16 protein-coding genes are annotated in these 15,991 nt (G+C 71.6%); 4 read left to right on the top strand and 12 right to left on the bottom strand.

Features of this window, described 5'->3' with window-relative positions; genetic code table 11:
* Window positions 1–1,185 precede the first annotated feature (1,185 nt).
* The 6 genes from AB0389_RS26835 to AB0389_RS26860 all read right to left on the bottom strand — a co-directional run bounded on the left by AB0389_RS26835 (window position 1,186) and on the right by AB0389_RS26860 (window position 7,001).
* Window positions 1,186–2,184, bottom strand: coding sequence for a sigma-70 family RNA polymerase sigma factor (locus AB0389_RS26835; protein WP_366398056.1), 999 nt, complete (start codon window positions 2,182–2,184; stop codon window positions 1,186–1,188).
* A gap of 109 nt (window positions 2,185–2,293) precedes the next feature.
* Window positions 2,294–3,292, bottom strand: coding sequence for a DUF4184 family protein (locus AB0389_RS26840; RefSeq protein ID WP_366398057.1), 999 nt, complete (start codon window positions 3,290–3,292; stop codon window positions 2,294–2,296).
* Between the two features lie 88 nt (window positions 3,293–3,380).
* A complete protein-coding gene (locus tag AB0389_RS26845) occupies window positions 3,381–4,352 on the bottom strand; it encodes a hypothetical protein (RefSeq protein WP_366398058.1) in 972 nt (323 codons plus the stop codon).
* Entirely contained in the window at window positions 4,349–4,687 is a 339-nt protein-coding gene (locus AB0389_RS26850) for a PadR family transcriptional regulator (protein WP_366398059.1), read from the bottom strand. Before AB0389_RS26850 ends, AB0389_RS26845 begins: the two co-directional genes overlap by 4 nt.
* Window positions 4,688–4,748: 61 nt before the next feature.
* A complete protein-coding gene (locus tag AB0389_RS26855) occupies window positions 4,749–5,450 on the bottom strand; it encodes a L,D-transpeptidase family protein (RefSeq protein ID WP_366398060.1) in 702 nt (233 codons plus the stop codon).
* 216 nt (window positions 5,451–5,666) lie between these two features.
* A complete protein-coding gene (locus AB0389_RS26860) occupies window positions 5,667–7,001 on the bottom strand; it encodes an MFS transporter (protein WP_366398061.1) in 1,335 nt (444 codons plus the stop codon).
* A 62-nt stretch (window positions 7,002–7,063) separates the two neighbouring features.
* On the opposite strand from AB0389_RS26860, the gene AB0389_RS26865 reads away from it, so the two are divergent.
* Entirely contained in the window at window positions 7,064–8,044 is a 981-nt protein-coding gene (locus AB0389_RS26865) for a LysR family transcriptional regulator (protein WP_366398062.1), read from the top strand.
* A 24-nt stretch (window positions 8,045–8,068) separates the two neighbouring features.
* On the opposite strand, the gene AB0389_RS26870 is transcribed toward AB0389_RS26865, so the two are convergent.
* On the bottom strand, window positions 8,069–8,710 hold the full coding sequence (locus AB0389_RS26870) for an alpha/beta hydrolase (protein WP_366398126.1): 642 nt from the start codon (window positions 8,708–8,710) through the stop codon (window positions 8,069–8,071).
* Window positions 8,711–9,070: 360 nt separating this feature from the next.
* Between AB0389_RS26870 and AB0389_RS26875 the strand changes: the two genes are divergently transcribed.
* Both AB0389_RS26875 and AB0389_RS26880 read left to right on the top strand, forming a co-directional pair.
* Window positions 9,071–10,186 carry an adenosine deaminase gene (locus AB0389_RS26875; RefSeq protein ID WP_366398063.1) on the top strand — a complete coding sequence of 372 codons (1,116 nt, stop codon included), beginning with the start codon at window positions 9,071–9,073 and terminating at the stop codon, window positions 10,184–10,186.
* 166 nt (window positions 10,187–10,352) lie between these two features.
* Window positions 10,353–10,757: an ATP-binding protein gene (locus AB0389_RS26880; protein ID WP_366398064.1), complete on the top strand. Its 405-nt coding sequence runs from the start codon at window positions 10,353–10,355 to the stop codon at window positions 10,755–10,757.
* 85 nt (window positions 10,758–10,842) lie between these two features.
* On the opposite strand, the gene AB0389_RS26885 is transcribed toward AB0389_RS26880, so the two are convergent.
* The 5 genes from AB0389_RS26885 to afsQ1 all read right to left on the bottom strand — a co-directional run bounded on the left by AB0389_RS26885 (window position 10,843) and on the right by afsQ1 (window position 15,019).
* The gene (locus AB0389_RS26885) at window positions 10,843–11,046 is read right to left on the bottom strand and encodes a PspC domain-containing protein (protein ID WP_366398127.1); all 204 of its coding nucleotides are present in this window, start codon (window positions 11,044–11,046) and stop codon (window positions 10,843–10,845) included.
* A gap of 104 nt (window positions 11,047–11,150) precedes the next feature.
* A complete protein-coding gene (locus tag AB0389_RS26890; RefSeq protein WP_366398065.1) occupies window positions 11,151–11,825 on the bottom strand; it encodes a VanZ family protein in 675 nt (224 codons plus the stop codon).
* A gap of 100 nt (window positions 11,826–11,925) precedes the next feature.
* Window positions 11,926–12,672: a hypothetical protein gene (locus AB0389_RS26895; protein WP_366398066.1), complete on the bottom strand. Its 747-nt coding sequence runs from the start codon at window positions 12,670–12,672 to the stop codon at window positions 11,926–11,928.
* Entirely contained in the window at window positions 12,669–14,183 is a 1,515-nt protein-coding gene (locus tag AB0389_RS26900; protein WP_366398128.1) for a HAMP domain-containing sensor histidine kinase, read from the bottom strand. Before AB0389_RS26900 ends, AB0389_RS26895 begins: the two co-directional genes overlap by 4 nt.
* 158 nt (window positions 14,184–14,341) lie before the next feature.
* Window positions 14,342–15,019: a two-component system response regulator AfsQ1 gene (afsQ1, locus tag AB0389_RS26905; protein WP_366398067.1), complete on the bottom strand. Its 678-nt coding sequence runs from the start codon at window positions 15,017–15,019 to the stop codon at window positions 14,342–14,344.
* Between the two features lie 202 nt (window positions 15,020–15,221).
* On the opposite strand from afsQ1, the gene AB0389_RS26910 reads away from it, so the two are divergent.
* Entirely contained in the window at window positions 15,222–15,977 is a 756-nt protein-coding gene (locus AB0389_RS26910; protein ID WP_366398068.1) for a SigE family RNA polymerase sigma factor, read from the top strand.
* Window positions 15,978–15,991: the final 14 nt, after the last annotated feature.

Consider the following 15,991-nt stretch of genomic DNA (forward strand, 5'->3'; position numbering starts at 1 on the left):
GTCAAGGGCGCTCCTCCGTCGCGTCGGCTGCGCCGATTCCGCTGCGCTCCACCCTGGACACCCGGCCCTCCAGCGCAAGTGCAGGTGCGGGAGGGGCGGCCGGGGGGAGGGGGTTGCCCGGGGGACCGGCCGGGCTGCTGCTCGGTTCAGGGTCCGGCGGGCGGGTGGGCCCTGCGGGGCTGCGCGGCAGTGGAATGGGGTGGCTCGGCCCCGTCTCGGCGGCCAACGGTCCGTTGTTTGCTGAGACTCGTGCCCCGCTGGTCACTCTGGGTGGGGGAGGGGTTGGTGGGGCGTGTGTGGCGGTAAGTGGGCTCCTGGAGGCGGTCTTTGCCTCCAGAAGGGCGTCTAATGCACCTCAGGACACATGTGCCGTCCGGAGGGACCGTCAACCGCCCGTCAAACTACCCTATATCGGACAGATCGGCGGGTGGTGGGGTGCTTGATCCCGGCGACTGTGACGTTGCAGCCGTCTGACGTGCCGGAAGTAGCTCTAACGTCAAACTCCCTGCTCCCGGGCCTCGCCCGGAGACCTCCGGCCCCCGGCGGACCGGCCCGAGGGCCCCGACCGGACAGCAGGCGCCGCCCGCCTTCCGGGCACCACGACGCAACGGTGATCAGCGGGGCATGAGTGCCGGCCGACAGGCGGCCGTCGGCCGCCGAGACGAGCCGGGCAGCCCCATGCAAAGAGCGCGCAGCCCCGCAGGGCCCACTCGCCCGCCGGACCCTGAACCGACCAGCAGAACAACCGGTCCCCCGGGCCCCCCTCACCCCCGGCCGCCCCCTCCACTCCCTGCACTTGCGCTGGAGGGTTGGGTGTCAGGGGTGGAGCGCAGCGGAATCGGCGTAGCCGACGCGACGGAGGAGCGCCCTTGATACCCGGCCCGGAAGCGCGACAATGACGGCCGAAGGGGGCGGCCCCACGCCCACAGCCTCCGCCACCGGCCTACCCCACTCGGCGTTGCTCTGACCCGCACCCGACAACACCCCAGTGACCAGCGGGACATGAGCCGCAACCAGCACCGGACCATCAGCCGCCGAGACGGGGCCACCCTCGACCGGCTGCTCCGTACGCTGCTGCGCTCGCTCGATCCGGAGGCGTAAGCGGAGGCGTAAGCGGGGGCGTCGACAGAAAGGGGCGGGGGCCGTTCCTGTTCGCGGGCCCCGCCCCTTCCTGTCGACCTTCCGTTACGCCGCCAACGTCTCCGGCAGATCGAACAGCGGGAACCACCGCGCCGTGTCCAGGAAGCAGTTCAGCGCCGAGATCTTGCCGTCCTCGATCTCGATGATCTGGAGCGCCCACGGCACAAACCCGTCGCCGGACTCCGCCGGCTTGTAGTGCGCGAAGGCCGGTGTCCCGTTCGCGACCGTCGGAACGAGCCGCGAACCGCGGCAGCCCGCGCCGATCGTGAGCATGAAGCCGGTGATGTCGTCGTGACCCTGGAGCCACAGATCGAACGGCGGCATCGTGAACTTCGCGTCGTCGTGCAGCAGTTCCGTCAGCGCCTTCATGTCGTACCCCTCGAAGGCCACGACATAGCGCTCCAGCAGCCGCTGATGCTCCTCGTCCAGCTCACTCGCCGTCTCGGTCGCCGCCGGCTCGGACTCGGCGATCGTCGCGCGCGCCCGCTGGAGCGCGCTGTTGACCGAAGCGACCGACGTGTCCAGCAGCTCGGCGACCTCACTCGCCTTCCAGGACAGCACCTCGCGCAGGATCAGCACCGCCCGCTGCTTGGGCGCGAGGTGCTGGAGCGCCGAGACGAACGCCAGCCGGATCGTCTCGCGCGACACCGCCGCCTCCGCCGGGTCCGTCACCGACGGCAGCACCCGCCCGTCCGGCACCGGCTCGAGCCAGGCGGTCTCCGGGAGCGGGGTGAGCTGCGCCTGCGCCACCGGGGTGGGCCCCGAGAGATCCATCGGGCGCGCCCGGCGGTTGCCCGCGCTGAGCATGTCCAGACAGACATTCGTCGCGATGCGGTAGAGCCATGATCTGAGCGAGGACCGGCCCTCGAACGTCTCGAAGCTCTTCCACGCGCGCACCATCGTGTCCTGGACGGCGTCCTCGGCCTCGAACGGGGAGCCAAGCATCCGGTAGCAGTAGCCGGTCAGCTCCGTCCGGTGCTGCTCCAGCCGGGCGTCCACCTCGCCCTTTCGCACATCAGCCGTTGTCGCCGCTGCATCGCTCATCGCGTCGTCACCCCAGTCGCCCCACGTGAATCCGGTCCGTCACCAGTCTCCCGGAAGGTGATGTCCGGCCGCAGCGGATTGCCGCAGAGGATTGCCGCAGCGGATCGGCTCAGGTGTCCCGGGCCGCCGGCGTCTTGGAGGCCTCCGGCTCCGGCTTCGACTGCGGTTTCGGTTTCGGCTTCGGCCGGCGTACGAGAGTGCCGAGTTGCCAGGCGGCGGCGTACAGCAGCAGCGCGACCGCGAAGGCGGCGCCCGCGCGTTTGGCGGCGCCGGTCAGCACCCCTTCGGCGACGGTGCCCCAGGGCGCCAGGGCTTCCGTCTCGGGGTAGCTGGTCTCACTCCCGCCGTTGCCCAGGTCGATGGTGGTCGGGCGGCTGTAGTCCACCACCGTCACATGCCGGTTGGCGTCGAAGTCGGCGCGGGCGTGGACGGCGGCGCCGGCGACGGGGGCCGCGACCAGCAGGGCCACCACGCTCCACCGCACCAGGGGGGACGGGCGGGTGACGGCGGCATCGTCGTTGTCATCGTGGATACGTGTACGGAGCCGGCCGCGCCGGCGCCACAGGTGCACGCCGATCGCCGCCAGGCCGAAGGCGGTGCTCGCGTGCTGGAGCAGTCGGCCGGCCGTCGGACCGCCCACGTCGGTGAGGTAGTCCCACACCAGGTGGGAGGCGATGCCGATGACGGCCGAGATCAGCAGCCACATCGCGTACCGCGCCCGCGCCCGTACGCCGGAAACCCGCGCCCGCGCCCGTACGCCGGAAACCCCCGCCCCCGCCCCCGCCCGTACGCCGGAGACCCGCTCCGGTGCCGGGAGGCGGAGGCCGGACGGCAGCAGCGCCGTGACCGGAGCGCGCAGTAGCCGGTACGCGGCGACCAGCCCGAGGGCGAAGGGCAGGACGACGAGCGGGCCCGTGGTGAAGGAGTGGGTCTCCGTGGCGTTGAGGAACGGTTCGTACCAGTCGCCGGCCGTGGTCGACGACACGCCGACGGCGCCCAGGAAGTACGGGACATCGGGCGCCACGGCACCCGCGACCAGGGCGGCCGGTACGAACGGCGGGCGCAGCAGAGGCAGTACCGCGGCGGGATGCGACAGGGTGAACGGCAACTCGGTGATCTTCTCTGGTGGTACGGGACCGATAGAACACCTGGGAGAGTATTCACTTCAACGGACTATCGCAACCACGATCGCCCGGTCAGCGCCCCCGCCGCACCGCCCGCACCGCCCGGACAGCCGCGGTGAGCGCGCCCACGGCGACCACACCCGCCAGCAGTGGAAGGAACAGGCCCAGAACGGGCAGGAGTTCACCCCAGGCGCCCGTGTACGCGTACGCGACCAGCCCCGGCGAGGCCACGGCCATCGCCCCGGCCTCGCGCAGCCCCGACGAACGCGCGCGTACGGCGAGCACGGCCCCCGTGACGGCGAGGACCAGTACCGGCCAGGCGCCGTAGTCCGTGGTCACGCCGAAGGCCCCGGTCCGTACGGCCACCACCGGGAACCACGCCACGGCGGCCATCACCCCGGCCGCCGCCGACAGCCACCGGTCGTCCCCGCGCCGGTCCGGCGGGCAGCCCAGGACGACGGCGGCGGTCAGCAGCGACGCGACCGGAGTGGCCACCCCGTCGCCGTGCGTGGGCGCGGCGAAGGGCCACTGCGCGGCCGTCCCCAGCAGCCCGCACACGGCCAGACCCGCGCCCAGCGACCACCGGCCGCTGCCGTTTACACTGCCGTTGCCGCGACCATGGCCGCGACCGCGACCGGTCAGGGCCACGACCGCGCCGACGCACACCAGCGCGGAGAGCAGCATGTACAGGGCCCAGTAGCCCTCCGTGCCGGCGGAGAGCTGGACCCACGCCGGGGCCGGCGAGCGGACGAGCGTCGCGTACCAGCCCGTCAGCCGCACCCCGGCGTCCACCGCGCCGGCCGCCAGCGCGAACGGCGCCGCCAGGGCGAGAAAGCGCCCGGCGGGCGAGGCCGAGTCGAGGCGCAGCCGTACCCGTACGGCGTGCGCGGCCAGCTCGGCGTCCGCGCGCAGCCGGGCGGCGCGCGGGAGGTCGGCCGTCAACTCCCGGTGTACGTCGATGATTTCGCGGCCGTGGGCGGCCCGGTACGCGGGCGGGTACAGCCGCCACAGCGGATCGCGGAGACCGGTCGTCCCCCGGCTCACGCCGGTGCCGCCGCACCCTCAGTGCCGAGCCGCCGCCTCACCTCCCGCGCCGTCGCGGCCAGCCGCTCCGCCTCGGCCTCCAGCCGCTCCCGGCCGGCGGGCGCGAGCGCGAAGACCCGGCGCGCCCGGCCGTTGACGATCTCCTCGCGCTCGACCTCGATCAGGCCCTCGGCCAGCAGCCGGTCCAGCGCCCCGTACAGCGCTCCGGTACGGGGCACCACCCGGCCGCCGCTGATGGCCTTGACCTCCTGGGCGATGGCGTATCCGTGCCGGGGCGCGTTCGCCAGCGCCGTCAGCAGGAGCAGCGCCAGTTCCTGGAGTCCTCGTTCACTCATACCAGCAGAGTATTCCGCTGGACGGAGCGTCCTGAAACCGGTCCGGTCAGGCGCACCGGTGTCAGGTGCCGGACTTCCGGCCGTACACGTACACCGCGGTGCCCGTCTTCAGCATCGACCAGTACTTCTTCGCGTCCTTCGTCGTCATGTTCACGCAGCCGTGCGAGCCCGGCGGGTTCCACATGCTCAGGTTCACCGAGTGGAACGCCTGCCCGCCGTCGAAGAACTGGCTGTACGGCATGGGCACGTTGTAGATCGTCGAGACGTGGTCCTTGTTCCGCCAGTACACCTTCTTCAGCCCGGTCCGCGTCGCGTACCCCTTGCGGCCCGTCCGCACCGGCACCGGGCCGTACGCCAGCTTTTTGCCGTCCTGGATCCAGCTCAGCTGCCGGGTCAGGTCGACACAGGCGATGCGCCCCTTGTTCGTGGGGCACTTGCCGGCCTTGTTCGGGTTCTTGCCCGCGGCCTTCTGCTGGTTCATGAGGTCCATCACGCCCCACGTCACCGGGCCCGCGTAGCCGGCGGTCGGCGTGATGCCATGCTTCGCCTGGAAGGACCGGATGGCCGTGCAGTCCGCCGTGGACTGCTTGCCGTCCACCGGCCGGCCGAGGAACTTCTCCACCTGCTTCTGCTTCGGGCCGACGCCCGCCGTACAGGCGGCAGCCGCCGCCGCGGGCGTCGCGCCGAGCCCCACCACGGTCAGGGGCACCACCAGCGCCGCGATTCCGGCCGCCACGGTCCCGCCGCGCGATATGTGTCCCATCCGCCCCGCCCCCCTCGAACCAACATCCAATATGGCCATATGAGTGGCCTGTCCTGGGTGGTAGACGACCGGGGCGGGTGCGTAGTTGCACGCGGTGGACGGTTTATTTCCCGGCGGTACGGAGACGATCAAGCGACCCGGCGAAGACGATCACGCGACCGCGCGAAGGCGATCAAGCGACCGTACGGAGACGATCACGCGACCGCACGGAGACGATCACGCGGCCTTCGCCGACAGCGCCTGCCGCTGCCGTTGCTGCTGCTGCAACTGCCGCCGCTCGCCGCGCGCCGCGTGCGTCCCGTACAGCGTGATCGATACGACCCCGACCCCCGCCGCCAGCCCCAGCGCCACCGTCGCGCCCCAGCCGCCCGCGTGGAACGCGACCGCGCCCAGCGTGCCGCCCGCGCTGCTGCCCAGGTAGTACGCCGACTGGTAGAGCGCCGACGCCTGCGCGCGGCCCGACTTGGCCGTACGGCTCACCGCCGACGACGCGACCGCGTGACCCGCGAAGAAGCCCGCCGTGATCAGCACCAGCCCCGACAGGACGGCCACCAGCGAGTCCGCCAGCGACAGCAGCAGCCCGGCGGTCGTCGTGCTCACCGCCAGATACAGCGCGCCGCGCCGGCCCAGCCGCTCGACCAGCCGGCCGGCCGCCGCCGAGGAGACCGTACCGACCAGATAGACCAGGAAGATCGAACCGATGACGCCCTGCGGCAGATTGAACGGTGCCGCCACCAGCCGGTAGCCGATCGCCGTGTACACCGCGCCGAACACCACCATGAACAGGCCGCCGATCGCGTACAGCCGGCGCAGCAGCGGATCCGAGAGATGGCCGCCGACGGTCCGCGCCAGCGCGCGCGGGCTCAGCGAACGCGACGTGAAGTGGCGCGCCTTCGGCAGCAGCAGCCGGAAGACCACCGCACACGCGACCGCCATCAGCCCGACCGCGCCCAGCGCAGCCCGCCAGCCCCAGAGCTGGGCGACCCAGCCGGTGACGACCCGGCCGCTCATCCCGCCGACGCTGTTGCCCGCGACGAACAGTCCGATCGCCGCGACCAGCGCCTTCGGCCGCACCTCCTCCGCCAGGTACGCCATCGCCGACGCCGGAAGCCCGGCGAGCGCCGCGCCCTGGAGCGCGCGCAGCGCCACCAGCCACTCGATGCTCGGCGCGAACGGCACCAGCAGACCCACCGCCACCGCGACCACCAGCGAGGCGGTCATCATCGTGCGCCGGCCGAACCGCTCGGACAGCGCGCTCAGCGGCAGGACGAACAGCGCCAGCGCGCCGGTCGCCGCCGAGACCGTCCAACTGGCGCTCCCCGCCGTCACGCCGAAGCCGGCGGAGATGGCGGGCAGCAGCGCCTGCGTGGAGTAGAGGAGCGCGAAGGTCGCGACACCGGCGGCGAAGAGCGCGAAGCTCATCCGGCGGTAGCCGGGGCGGCCGGGCGAGAGCCGTGTATCGATGGCGGACCCGGCGGTGGAGGGAGACTGCGGAAACGGCGGCGCGGAGGCACCCGTGGTGACGGGTGCCCCGGTACTGACTGAAGGCATGTTTCGAAGGTAAACACCGCCGGTTCATGCGTCCAATGCACAGAATGGCGATAATCGTTCCCATGGTGCATGAGCAGAGGTCACAGCCGCGCGTGTCATGGAACAGTTACGAACACGACATGCGTCACACCGATCACACCGAGCCCGGCGCCGCCGCCGTCCTCGCGCCCCGCCTCGCGTACTTCGCCGGGGTGGCCCGCCACGAGCACGTCACCCGGGCCGCGCAGGAGATGGGTGTGCCGCAGTCCACGCTCTCCCGGGCGATGGTCAGGCTCGAACAGGATCTGGGCGTCGCCCTGTTCGCGCGCCGGGGCCGTACGGTCTCGCTGACCCCCGCCGGACGCGCCTTCCTCACCTCCGTCGAACGCGCCCTCGCCGAGGTCGAGCGGGCCGCCGAGTCGGTACGGGCCGACGCGGACCCGGCGTCGGGGAAGGTCGCCTTCGGGTTTCTGCACACGCTGGGCTCCGAGACCGTACCCGGCCTGATCAGGACGTTCCGCGTCGATCATCCGCGTGTGCGGTTCCAGCTCGTGCAGAACTACGGCGAGGCGATGATCGAGCGGCTGCGCGCGGGCGACCTCGACCTCTGCCTCACCTCGCCGGTGCCGGACGCCCCCGACCTCGTCGCCCGCCGGCTGGACGAGCAGCGGCTGCGGCTCGTCGTCCCCGACGACCACCGGCTCGCCGGCCGCCGGCGCGTACGCCTCGCCGAGGCCGCCGACGAAACGTTCGTCACGCTCGAACCGGGGTACGGGCTGCGCCGTATCACCGACGACCTCTGCGCCGAGGCGGGCTTCCGCCCGCGCGTGGCCTTCGAGGGGGAGGAGGCCGAGACGCTGCGCGGGCTGGTCGCGGCGGGGCTCGGCGTGGCCCTGCTGCCGCCGCCCGCCGTGGCACGGCCGGGGGTGGTGGAGCTGACGGTGACGGCGCCGCGCGCGGTCCGCGAGATCGGCGTGGCCTGGCTCGACGGCCATCCGGACACCCCGCCGGTGGCCGCCTTCAAGCGCTTCCTGCTGTCGCGCAGGGGCCAGCTGCTCGGCTAGGTCAGCCCCGGAAAACGGACCGCGCTACGGACGCAGCGAGCGCCCGAAGCCCGCCGCCAGCGGCATCCGCAGCCCCAGCGGCGGCGGCGCAGCCAGCGCGTCGGCGACCGGCCGGGAGTACGTACGCGACAGCAGCGCGCCCAGCACGAAGTCCGAGGCCAGCGCGAGGACTTCGGCGTGGTGCTGACGCAGCGCGTGGCCGTCGGAGTGGACCTCGAAGCGGCAGGTGTCGCGGTTGGCCTTCTTGGCACGCTCGGCCAGCCGGAAGGAGAGCCGGGGGTCGGTGTGCGCGTCGTTCGTGCCGTGCATGATCAGTACCTGCCGGCCCACCAGCTGCCGTACCGGCTCGGGGTCCTGGCGGTCCCCGGCCTCCGGCAGACAAGGCGCCATCGCCAGTACGGAGTTGACCGCCGGATGGCCCGCCGCGCGCAGCGCCGCCCGGCCGCCCGTGCCGTGGCCGGCCAGACAGACGGGGACGTCCCCGTACCGGCGTACGACCTCCTCCACCGCCCACCCGGCATCCGCCACGAGCGAGGCGTCCGCGCCGGTCCCTCCCGGCGGCGGGCCGTAGCGCACCACATGCACCACCAGCCCCTCGGCGGCCCCGGCGGCGGCCAGCGACCGCGCCAGCGGCAGCATCCGTGCGTACCGCGCGTACGACCGCAGGGACGGGAATGACGGGAGTGACGGGAGTGACGGGAGTGACGGGAGTGACGGGAGTGACGGGAGTGACGGGAGTGACGGGAGGCGTGACGGCCGCCCGGCGCGTCCCGGAGCGGGACCGCCCCCGGGGAGCACCAGCACCACACCCCCCACCGCGGTGCCCTCGGGCGGCGTGGCGACCGCGCGGGTCAGCCTCGGGCCCCTCGTTCGCGGCGCGGCATCACGAACGTGTGCTTCCCCCAGCTGTCCCATAGCAGAAGAGTCTCAGAAGGGCAGGTGTACGCCACCCGTACGCGCGGTCACTGTTACGTATCGCCCCGCCGTACTCTACGCGCGTAGGGGGTAAGGCGTTAGAGTGCTTGGATGACGAGCCAGACATACCGCCCACCGACCCCCGACCAGATCGGCCGCGCCCCCAAGGTCCTCCTCCACGACCACCTCGACGGCGGTCTGCGGCCCGGAACGATCATCGAACTCGCCCGCGAGGCCGGGTACGAGGCCCTGCCGGAGCACGAGTCCGACAAGCTCGGCCTCTGGTTCCGGGAGGCGGCCGACTCCGGCTCGCTGGAGCGCTATCTGGAGACCTTCGCCCACACCTGCGCCGTCATGCAGACCCGTGACGCGCTCGTCCGGGTCGCCGCCGAGTGCGCCGAGGACCTCGCGGCCGACGGTGTCGTCTACGCGGAGGTGCGGTACGCGCCCGAGCAGCACCTGGAGGCGGGGCTCACCCTCGAAGAGGTCGTCGAGGCCGTCAACGAGGGCTTCCGCGAGGGCGAGCGGCGTGCCCGCGCCGACGGCAACCGGATCAGGGTCGGCGCCCTGCTCACCGCGATGCGGCACGCGGCCCGCGCGCTGGAGATCGCCGAACTCGCCAACAGCTACCGGGACTCGGGCGTGGTCGGCTTCGACATCGCGGGCGCGGAGGCGGGCTTCCCGCCCACTCGTCACCTCGACGCGTTCGAGTATCTGAAGCGCGAGAACAACCACTTCACCATCCACGCCGGCGAGGCGTTCGGGCTGCCGTCGATCTGGCAGGCGCTCCAGTGGTGCGGTGCCGACCGGCTCGGCCACGGTGTGCGGATCATTGACGACATCGAGGTCGCCGAGGACGGCTCGGTGGAGCTGGGCAGGCTCGCCGCGTACGTACGGGACAAGCGCGTCCCGTTGGAGCTGTGCCCCAGCTCCAACCTCCAGACCGGCGCGGCCACCTCGATCGCCGAGCACCCCATCGGGCTGCTCCGCAAGCTCCACTTCCGGGCCACCGTCAACACGGACAACCGGCTGATGAGCGGCACGAGCATGAGCCGGGAATTCGAGCTGCTGGTCGACGCGTTCGCTTACACGCTCGACGACATGCAGTGGTTCACAGTCAATGCGATGAAATCAGCTTTCATTCCTTTCGATGAAAGACTGGCCATGATCAACGACGTGATCAAGCCCGGATACGCGGAACTGAAGTCCGAATGGCTGTTCAAGTAAAGGACGTTGACCAGCAGGTACGCCCTCGGAATGGGCTCATCACATAAATCCGGAAGCGGCTCGGGACACGGAATCCCGGCCGCTTCCGGGTGTTTGCGGGCGGTGCCCGAGTCTGGCTAACTTGCGGAGCCGCCCACATTCCCACCTCCGCAAGGACGAAACCCAGATGAAGCAGTCCGCCGTCAAGACCATCGGTGCCGCCGCTCTCGGCGCCGCCTTCGCCGTCGCCGCCGCGGGCAGTGCCTCCGCCGCGCCCGCCGTCCCCGACGTCGGTGGGGCGCTGGACACCCTCGGTGTCGTCGCGGAGACCCTGCCGCTGGAGAGCGTCGCAGAGAAGCTCCCGGCGCCCGCCTCCGAGGTGGTCACCACGGGCCGGGCCGCGCTCGACACCGTCAAGAAGACCGCCCCGCAGGCGCAGAAGGTCGGCCAGAGCGTCGGTCAGAAGGTCGGCCAGAAGGCCGCCGCGTCGAAGGGCACCAAGGCCGCCGACCCCATCAGCGGTCTCCTCGGCGGGCTTCCCGTGGGCAGCCTGACCGGGAACGGCCTCAACGGCCTCCCGCTCGGCGGCTGACCCGGCCGAACGCACCCCGCGTACGCCCGACCTGCCCCGGCCCGCACCACCCCACACGGTGGTGCGGGTCTGTGGTGTGCGCGGGCTACCAGGACGTCGAGGACGCCTTCTTCTCGCCGGGCAGCAGCACCCACAGCGCCAGATAGACCAGGAACTGCGGTCCCGGCAGCAGGCACGAGACCACGAAGATCAGGCGCATCGTGTTCGCGGAGGTACCGAAGCGCCGTGCCAGCGCCGCGCACACCCCGCCGAGCATGCGTCCCTCACGCGGGCGGACCAGTCCGGACATGGTGGGCATGGTGGGCTCCTTCGTGAGACCGTCGAGGGAGCCGCTTCTCCGTGCGTACTCCCGATATCTCCATGGTCCGCCCAGAACGGGGACGAAGCATCGCTCTACGGGGCGATCCCGACCCTGGGAATCGTCGGGGTGGTCCCCTGCGGGATCTCGTCCCTGGACCCCTCACGACCCCTGGACCCGTCACGGCCCCTGGACGCCTCACGGACCCGGGACACCTCGCGGAACGCCTTCCGGGAGCCACCGCCCGGCGCGCCCGTGCCGCCCTCCAGGCGCCGTCCCCGGCGGCGTACGGTACGGGGCCGCCATCCCCGGCGCAGCCGGGACCGGCCCGCGGGCACCAGCGCCAGATGGGTCAGCGCCACACCGGCCGTGTTCAGCAGGATCGTGTCGACATCGACCACCCGCCCCGGGACCGCGGTCTGGAGCAGCACGATCCCGAGCGAGATCAGCGCGCCGGCCGTGACCGTACGGGTCAGGGAGGCCCAGCAGGAGACGGTGAGCCGGGCGTCCGCCATCGGCAGCAGCACCCCGAGCGGCGCCAGCAGCAGCAGGCCCTCGCCGATCCGGCGGGTGGCCTCCACGGGCCCCAGCGCCAGACTCGCCTTGATGCCCGCGAACGGCGTCAGATTGGCCGCGTGCACCCACAGGGCGTCCAGCGGGCGGAGCGTCAGCCAGCTCACCAGCAGGAGATGCAGGAGGAGGAGAACAAACCCCGCCCTACGGAAGCGGATGACGGCGCTGCCGTCCGGACCTTGACGCACGCTCCCCAAGACGCGGCGCCCCGAGCGATCGGTTCCGCTGTCGGCGGAGGAAGAGGTTCATGAGATGCGAGTCACCCGAATGGCGGTACTTCGGGCAGGGTCCTGGAGGTCAGGCCCCCGGCGCGCTCTCCAAGGCGGACGGGGACGCCGACGGTGCCGGAGTCGAAGCCGTCGAAGCCGTCGAAGCCGTCGGAGCCGTCGGAGCCGTCGGAGCCGTCGGAGCCGTCGACGCGGTCGGCACCGCGGCGTTCGGGTACCGCTTCGTCTCGGGGTCGCACTCGTACCCACGCGCCGGATAGTCGCCAGGACCGCCCAGGACCACCCGGCCGTCCGTGGACTCGCTCTCCGCCAGGGTGCAGACGATCTGCGCGAGCGCCGACATCGGCAGGTCCTCCGGCTGCCTGCTGAGCCGCAGCGTCCCCTCGGGGTCACCCTTACGGGCCCGGGAGACGACCAGCGGTCCCCGTACGGACGTGCTGAAGCCCGCCTCCCGCTCGGTGGACGAAGGATCGGCCAGCAACTCGTCCAGCAGCCCCTGGGCGATCTCCACCCGGTCGCCGGGCGTGGTGCCCCGGATGATCCGGGCCGCCCGCTCCACCGAGGAGAGCCCCGAGGCGCACAGGAGATAGATCCGTACAGGAACGCCCGGCTCCGTCTGCGTGATCACGTTCTTGCCGGTGATCGCGCACGGCATCCGCGAGGGCGCGGCCCCCGCGTCCACCGGTATGGAGGTGGTCCTGATCCCGCACCCGGCGGCCAGGGTGGAGAGGACGGTGAGCGTCAGCACGGCGCCCGCGGCCCGCCCTGCCCGCCGGCGGCTCCGCTCGTACCCCTGCCCCTGCTTTCCGTACGTCACGACGCGTCGCCCCCTTCTCTCGGAGCGTTCGGTTCATCCGCGTCCACGTCCACGTCCGCGTCCTCCGGGCGGCCGTCGTGCGGCAGCCGCAGTACGAACATCGCGCCGCCGTCCGGCACATTGGCCGCGGTGATGTCGCCGCCGTGGATGTGCGCGTTCTCCATCGCGATCGACAGCCCCAGCCCGCTGCCCTCGGAACGCGGCCGGGACGCGCTCGCCTTGTAGAAGCGGTCGAAGACGTGCGGCAGCACCTCCTCCGGGATGCCGGGGCCGTGGTCCCGTACCTCGATGATCAGCTCGGCGCCCTCCGTGCGCACCGCCACCCGGACCGGCGAACCGCCGTGCTTGAGCGCGTTCCCGATCAGATTCGCCATGATCACATCGAGCCGGCGCGGATCGAGCCGCGCCATGATGCCGCGCTCGGCGTCCAGATCCACCGCGTCCAGCCAGGCGCGCGCGTCGATGCACGCCGTGAGCTGGTCGGCCACATCGACATCGTCCAGGACGAGCCGGGCCGTACCCGCGTCGAAGCGGGTGACCTCCATCAGGTTCTCCACCAGCACATTGAGCCGACGGGTCTCGCTCACCACCAGCGTCACGGCGGGCGCGATCATCGGGTCCAGGCTGTCAGCCTCGTCCTCAAGCACCTCGGTGACGGCGGTGAGCGCGGTCAGCGGCGTACGCAGCTCGTGCGACATGTCCGCGACGAAACGGCGACTGGACTCCTCCCGCGCGCTCATGTCCTCGACCTTCTTCTGGAGCGACTCGGCCGCGTTGTTGAACGTCCGCGAGAGTTCGGCCAGTTCGTCCGTCCCCGACACCCGCAGCCGGGTGCCGAACTCGCCCTCACCGAGCTGCCGCGCAGCCTCGCCGAGGCGCTGCACGGGCTTCAGCACGGTCGTGGCCGCGGCCTGCGCGAGCAGCGCCGAGCCGATCAGCGCGAGGGCGGTGGCGATGCCCAGCGACCAGGCGAGCGAGTTGAGGTCCGCGCGTTCCTGGTCGAGGGACTTGAAGAGATAACCGGTGGGCCCGCCCCCGATGACCCGCGTGCCACCCACCAGATAGGGGGTGCTGCCACGCTCGGTGCGCTGCCAGAAGACGTGGTACGCGTGTTTGTTGGCCGCCGTGACCTGCTGCCGGCTGTTCACCGCGGCCTGGAGCGACTCCGGTACGTCGTCGAGCGTGAACCTGTCGGGATCGGAGGCGCCGACGATCGGCTTGCCGCGGTCCCGCTCGCCTATCAGCAGCACGCTGTAACCGGCGTTGTCGACCGTCATCTGCTCGGCGGCGGTCTGGAGATCGGACTCGCTGGGCCGCAGCGGCAGTTCGGCCGCGCGGTTCTGCATCTCCTGCTTGAAGTCCTTGAGGGCGGACTCCTGGGTACGGGTCAGGACCGCTTCGCGGTTCAGCCAGTACGCGATGCCCGACGCGGAGACCGCGGCGGTCAGCGCGACCGCGCCGAAGACGACGACGAGGCGCAGCCGCAGACTGCTCCAGCGCAGTCCGGACAGGACGGCCTTCCGGAGGCCGCGGCTCCGGCCCGCGCGGGAGCTGTCGCCTGCCGTGTCGTTGGCGTTGCCGTGCGGTCCGTGGTCAGGTCCGTGGTCAGGTCCGTGGTCCGACGTGCGGTGCGGCGTGTGGTCCGGGCCGTCGTTCAGGGGCGTATCGCTCACGAAGGCGTGTCCAGCCGGTAGCCCACTCCACGTACCGTACGGATCAGGGTCGGCGAGGACGGTACGTCCTCGACCTTCGCGCGCAGCCGCTGCACACAGGCGTCCACCAGCCGCGAGTCGCCCAGGTAGTCGTGCTCCCACACCAGCCGCAGCAACTGCTGCCGGGACAGCGCCTGACCGGGGCGGCGGCTCAGCTCCAGCAGCAGCCGCAGCTCGGTCGGCGTGAGCTGCATGTCCTCGCCGTTCTTGGTGACCGTCATCGCGGACCGGTCGATCACCAGGCTGCCGAACGTCGCGGAGTCCGTGGCCTCCCGCTCGCCCCGCCGCAGCACCGCGCGGATCCTCGCGTCCAGCACCCGGCCCTGCACCGGCTTCACCACATAGTCGTCGGCACCGGACTCCAGGCCCACGACCACATCGATGTCGTCATTGCGCGCGGTCAGCAGGATGATCGGCAGCTGGTCGGTACGCCGGATGCGCCGGCAGACCTCGAAACCGTCGATCCCGGGCAGCATCACATCCAGCACGATCAGATCCGGCCGCTGCTCTCGCAGCAGTTTCAGGCCGTCCTCTCCCGTCGCCGCGGTGGCCACTCGGTGGCCCTGGCGTGACAGCGAGAGTTCGAGGGCCGTGCGGATGGCGTCGTCGTCCTCGATCAGCAACAGGAAAGGCACGAGGAGCATTCTGTCTCATGGGGGACCGGAGTTCGACTGCCGGAGCGCTACCGGGGCGGTTCCCGGGCACTCCGGACTTCCGCGCAAGAACCGAAGTCCCCTGTGACAGGGCTGTGACAGTCGACGGACAGGGCCATGAAACTGCCCCGGCAAGCTCATTGGCACAAGGAACGAAGCAACTCCACACGACGGGGGGCGCGGGATGAACGCACCGCACGGCACGACCACCGGACCGGTACTGGTCACGCGTCTGCACGACGTCACGAGGAGCGGCGAGAAGTCCGGTGCCGTGAACGGGCGGGGGTGCGTTCGCGGCACCGGGCGTCAGCACAAGCCGTCGTACATGACGGTGGTTGACGCGACCACGGAGGAGCGGACGCTCCGGACGAACGCGGTGGATGCGGGGGCATCGGGAGCGGCTGGGGCGCCGGGGGACGCCGAAGCCGCCTTCACCGCCTACGTCCAGGAGCGCCGCGCCTCCCTCTACGCGACCGCCTACCACCTGACCGGCGACCGGTTCGAGGCCGAGGACCTGCTCCAGAGCGCCCTCTTCTCGACCTACCGGGCGTGGGACAGGATCAGCGACAAGGCGGCGGTCGGCGGCTATCTCCGCCGCACGATGACCAATCTGCACATCAGCGCGTGGCGCAGGCGCAAGCTCAACGAGTACCCGACGGAGGAGCTGCCGGAGACGGCGGGCGACACCGACGCGATGCGCGGCACGGAGCTGCGCGCGGTGCTCTGGCAGGCGCTCTCGCACCTGCCCGAGCTCCAGCGCACGATGCTGGTGCTGCGCTACTACGAGGGCCGTACGGATCCGGAGATCGCGGCGATCCTCGACATCAGTGTCGGCACGGTGAAGTCGAGCATCTGGCGGTCGCTCCGCCGGATGCGCGAGGACGATGTCCTCAGCTTCGGCCGTGACGAGGAAGAGTCCTTCGGCGAGTTGGTCGCCTGAGGGCAGCGGGGGAA

It is taken from the genome of Streptomyces sp. NPDC093109, from assembly GCF_040701725.1.
In the GTDB taxonomy this organism is placed as follows: domain Bacteria; phylum Actinomycetota; class Actinomycetes; order Streptomycetales; family Streptomycetaceae; genus Streptomyces.

Excerpts from the sequence above, each read along its gene's own strand:
- AB0389_RS26835 (WP_366398056.1), bottom strand. The coding sequence starts at position 2,184 with ATGAGCGATGCAGCGGCGACAACGGCTGATGTGCGAAAGGGCGAGGTG.
- AB0389_RS26850 (WP_366398059.1), bottom strand. The coding sequence starts at position 4,687 with ATGAGTGAACGAGGACTCCAGGAACTGGCGCTGCTCCTGCTGACGGCG.
- AB0389_RS26855 (WP_366398060.1), bottom strand. The coding sequence starts at position 5,450 with ATGGGACACATATCGCGCGGCGGGACCGTGGCGGCCGGAATCGCGGCG.
- AB0389_RS26860 (WP_366398061.1), bottom strand. The coding sequence starts at position 7,001 with ATGCCTTCAGTCAGTACCGGGGCACCCGTCACCACGGGTGCCTCCGCG.
- AB0389_RS26865 (WP_366398062.1), top strand. The coding sequence starts at position 7,064 with ATGGTGCATGAGCAGAGGTCACAGCCGCGCGTGTCATGGAACAGTTAC.
- AB0389_RS26875 (WP_366398063.1), top strand. The coding sequence starts at position 9,071 with ATGACGAGCCAGACATACCGCCCACCGACCCCCGACCAGATCGGCCGC.
- AB0389_RS26880 (WP_366398064.1), top strand. The coding sequence starts at position 10,353 with ATGAAGCAGTCCGCCGTCAAGACCATCGGTGCCGCCGCTCTCGGCGCC.
- AB0389_RS26885 (WP_366398127.1), bottom strand. The coding sequence starts at position 11,046 with ATGTCCGGACTGGTCCGCCCGCGTGAGGGACGCATGCTCGGCGGGGTG.
- AB0389_RS26910 (WP_366398068.1), top strand. The coding sequence starts at position 15,222 with ATGAACGCACCGCACGGCACGACCACCGGACCGGTACTGGTCACGCGT.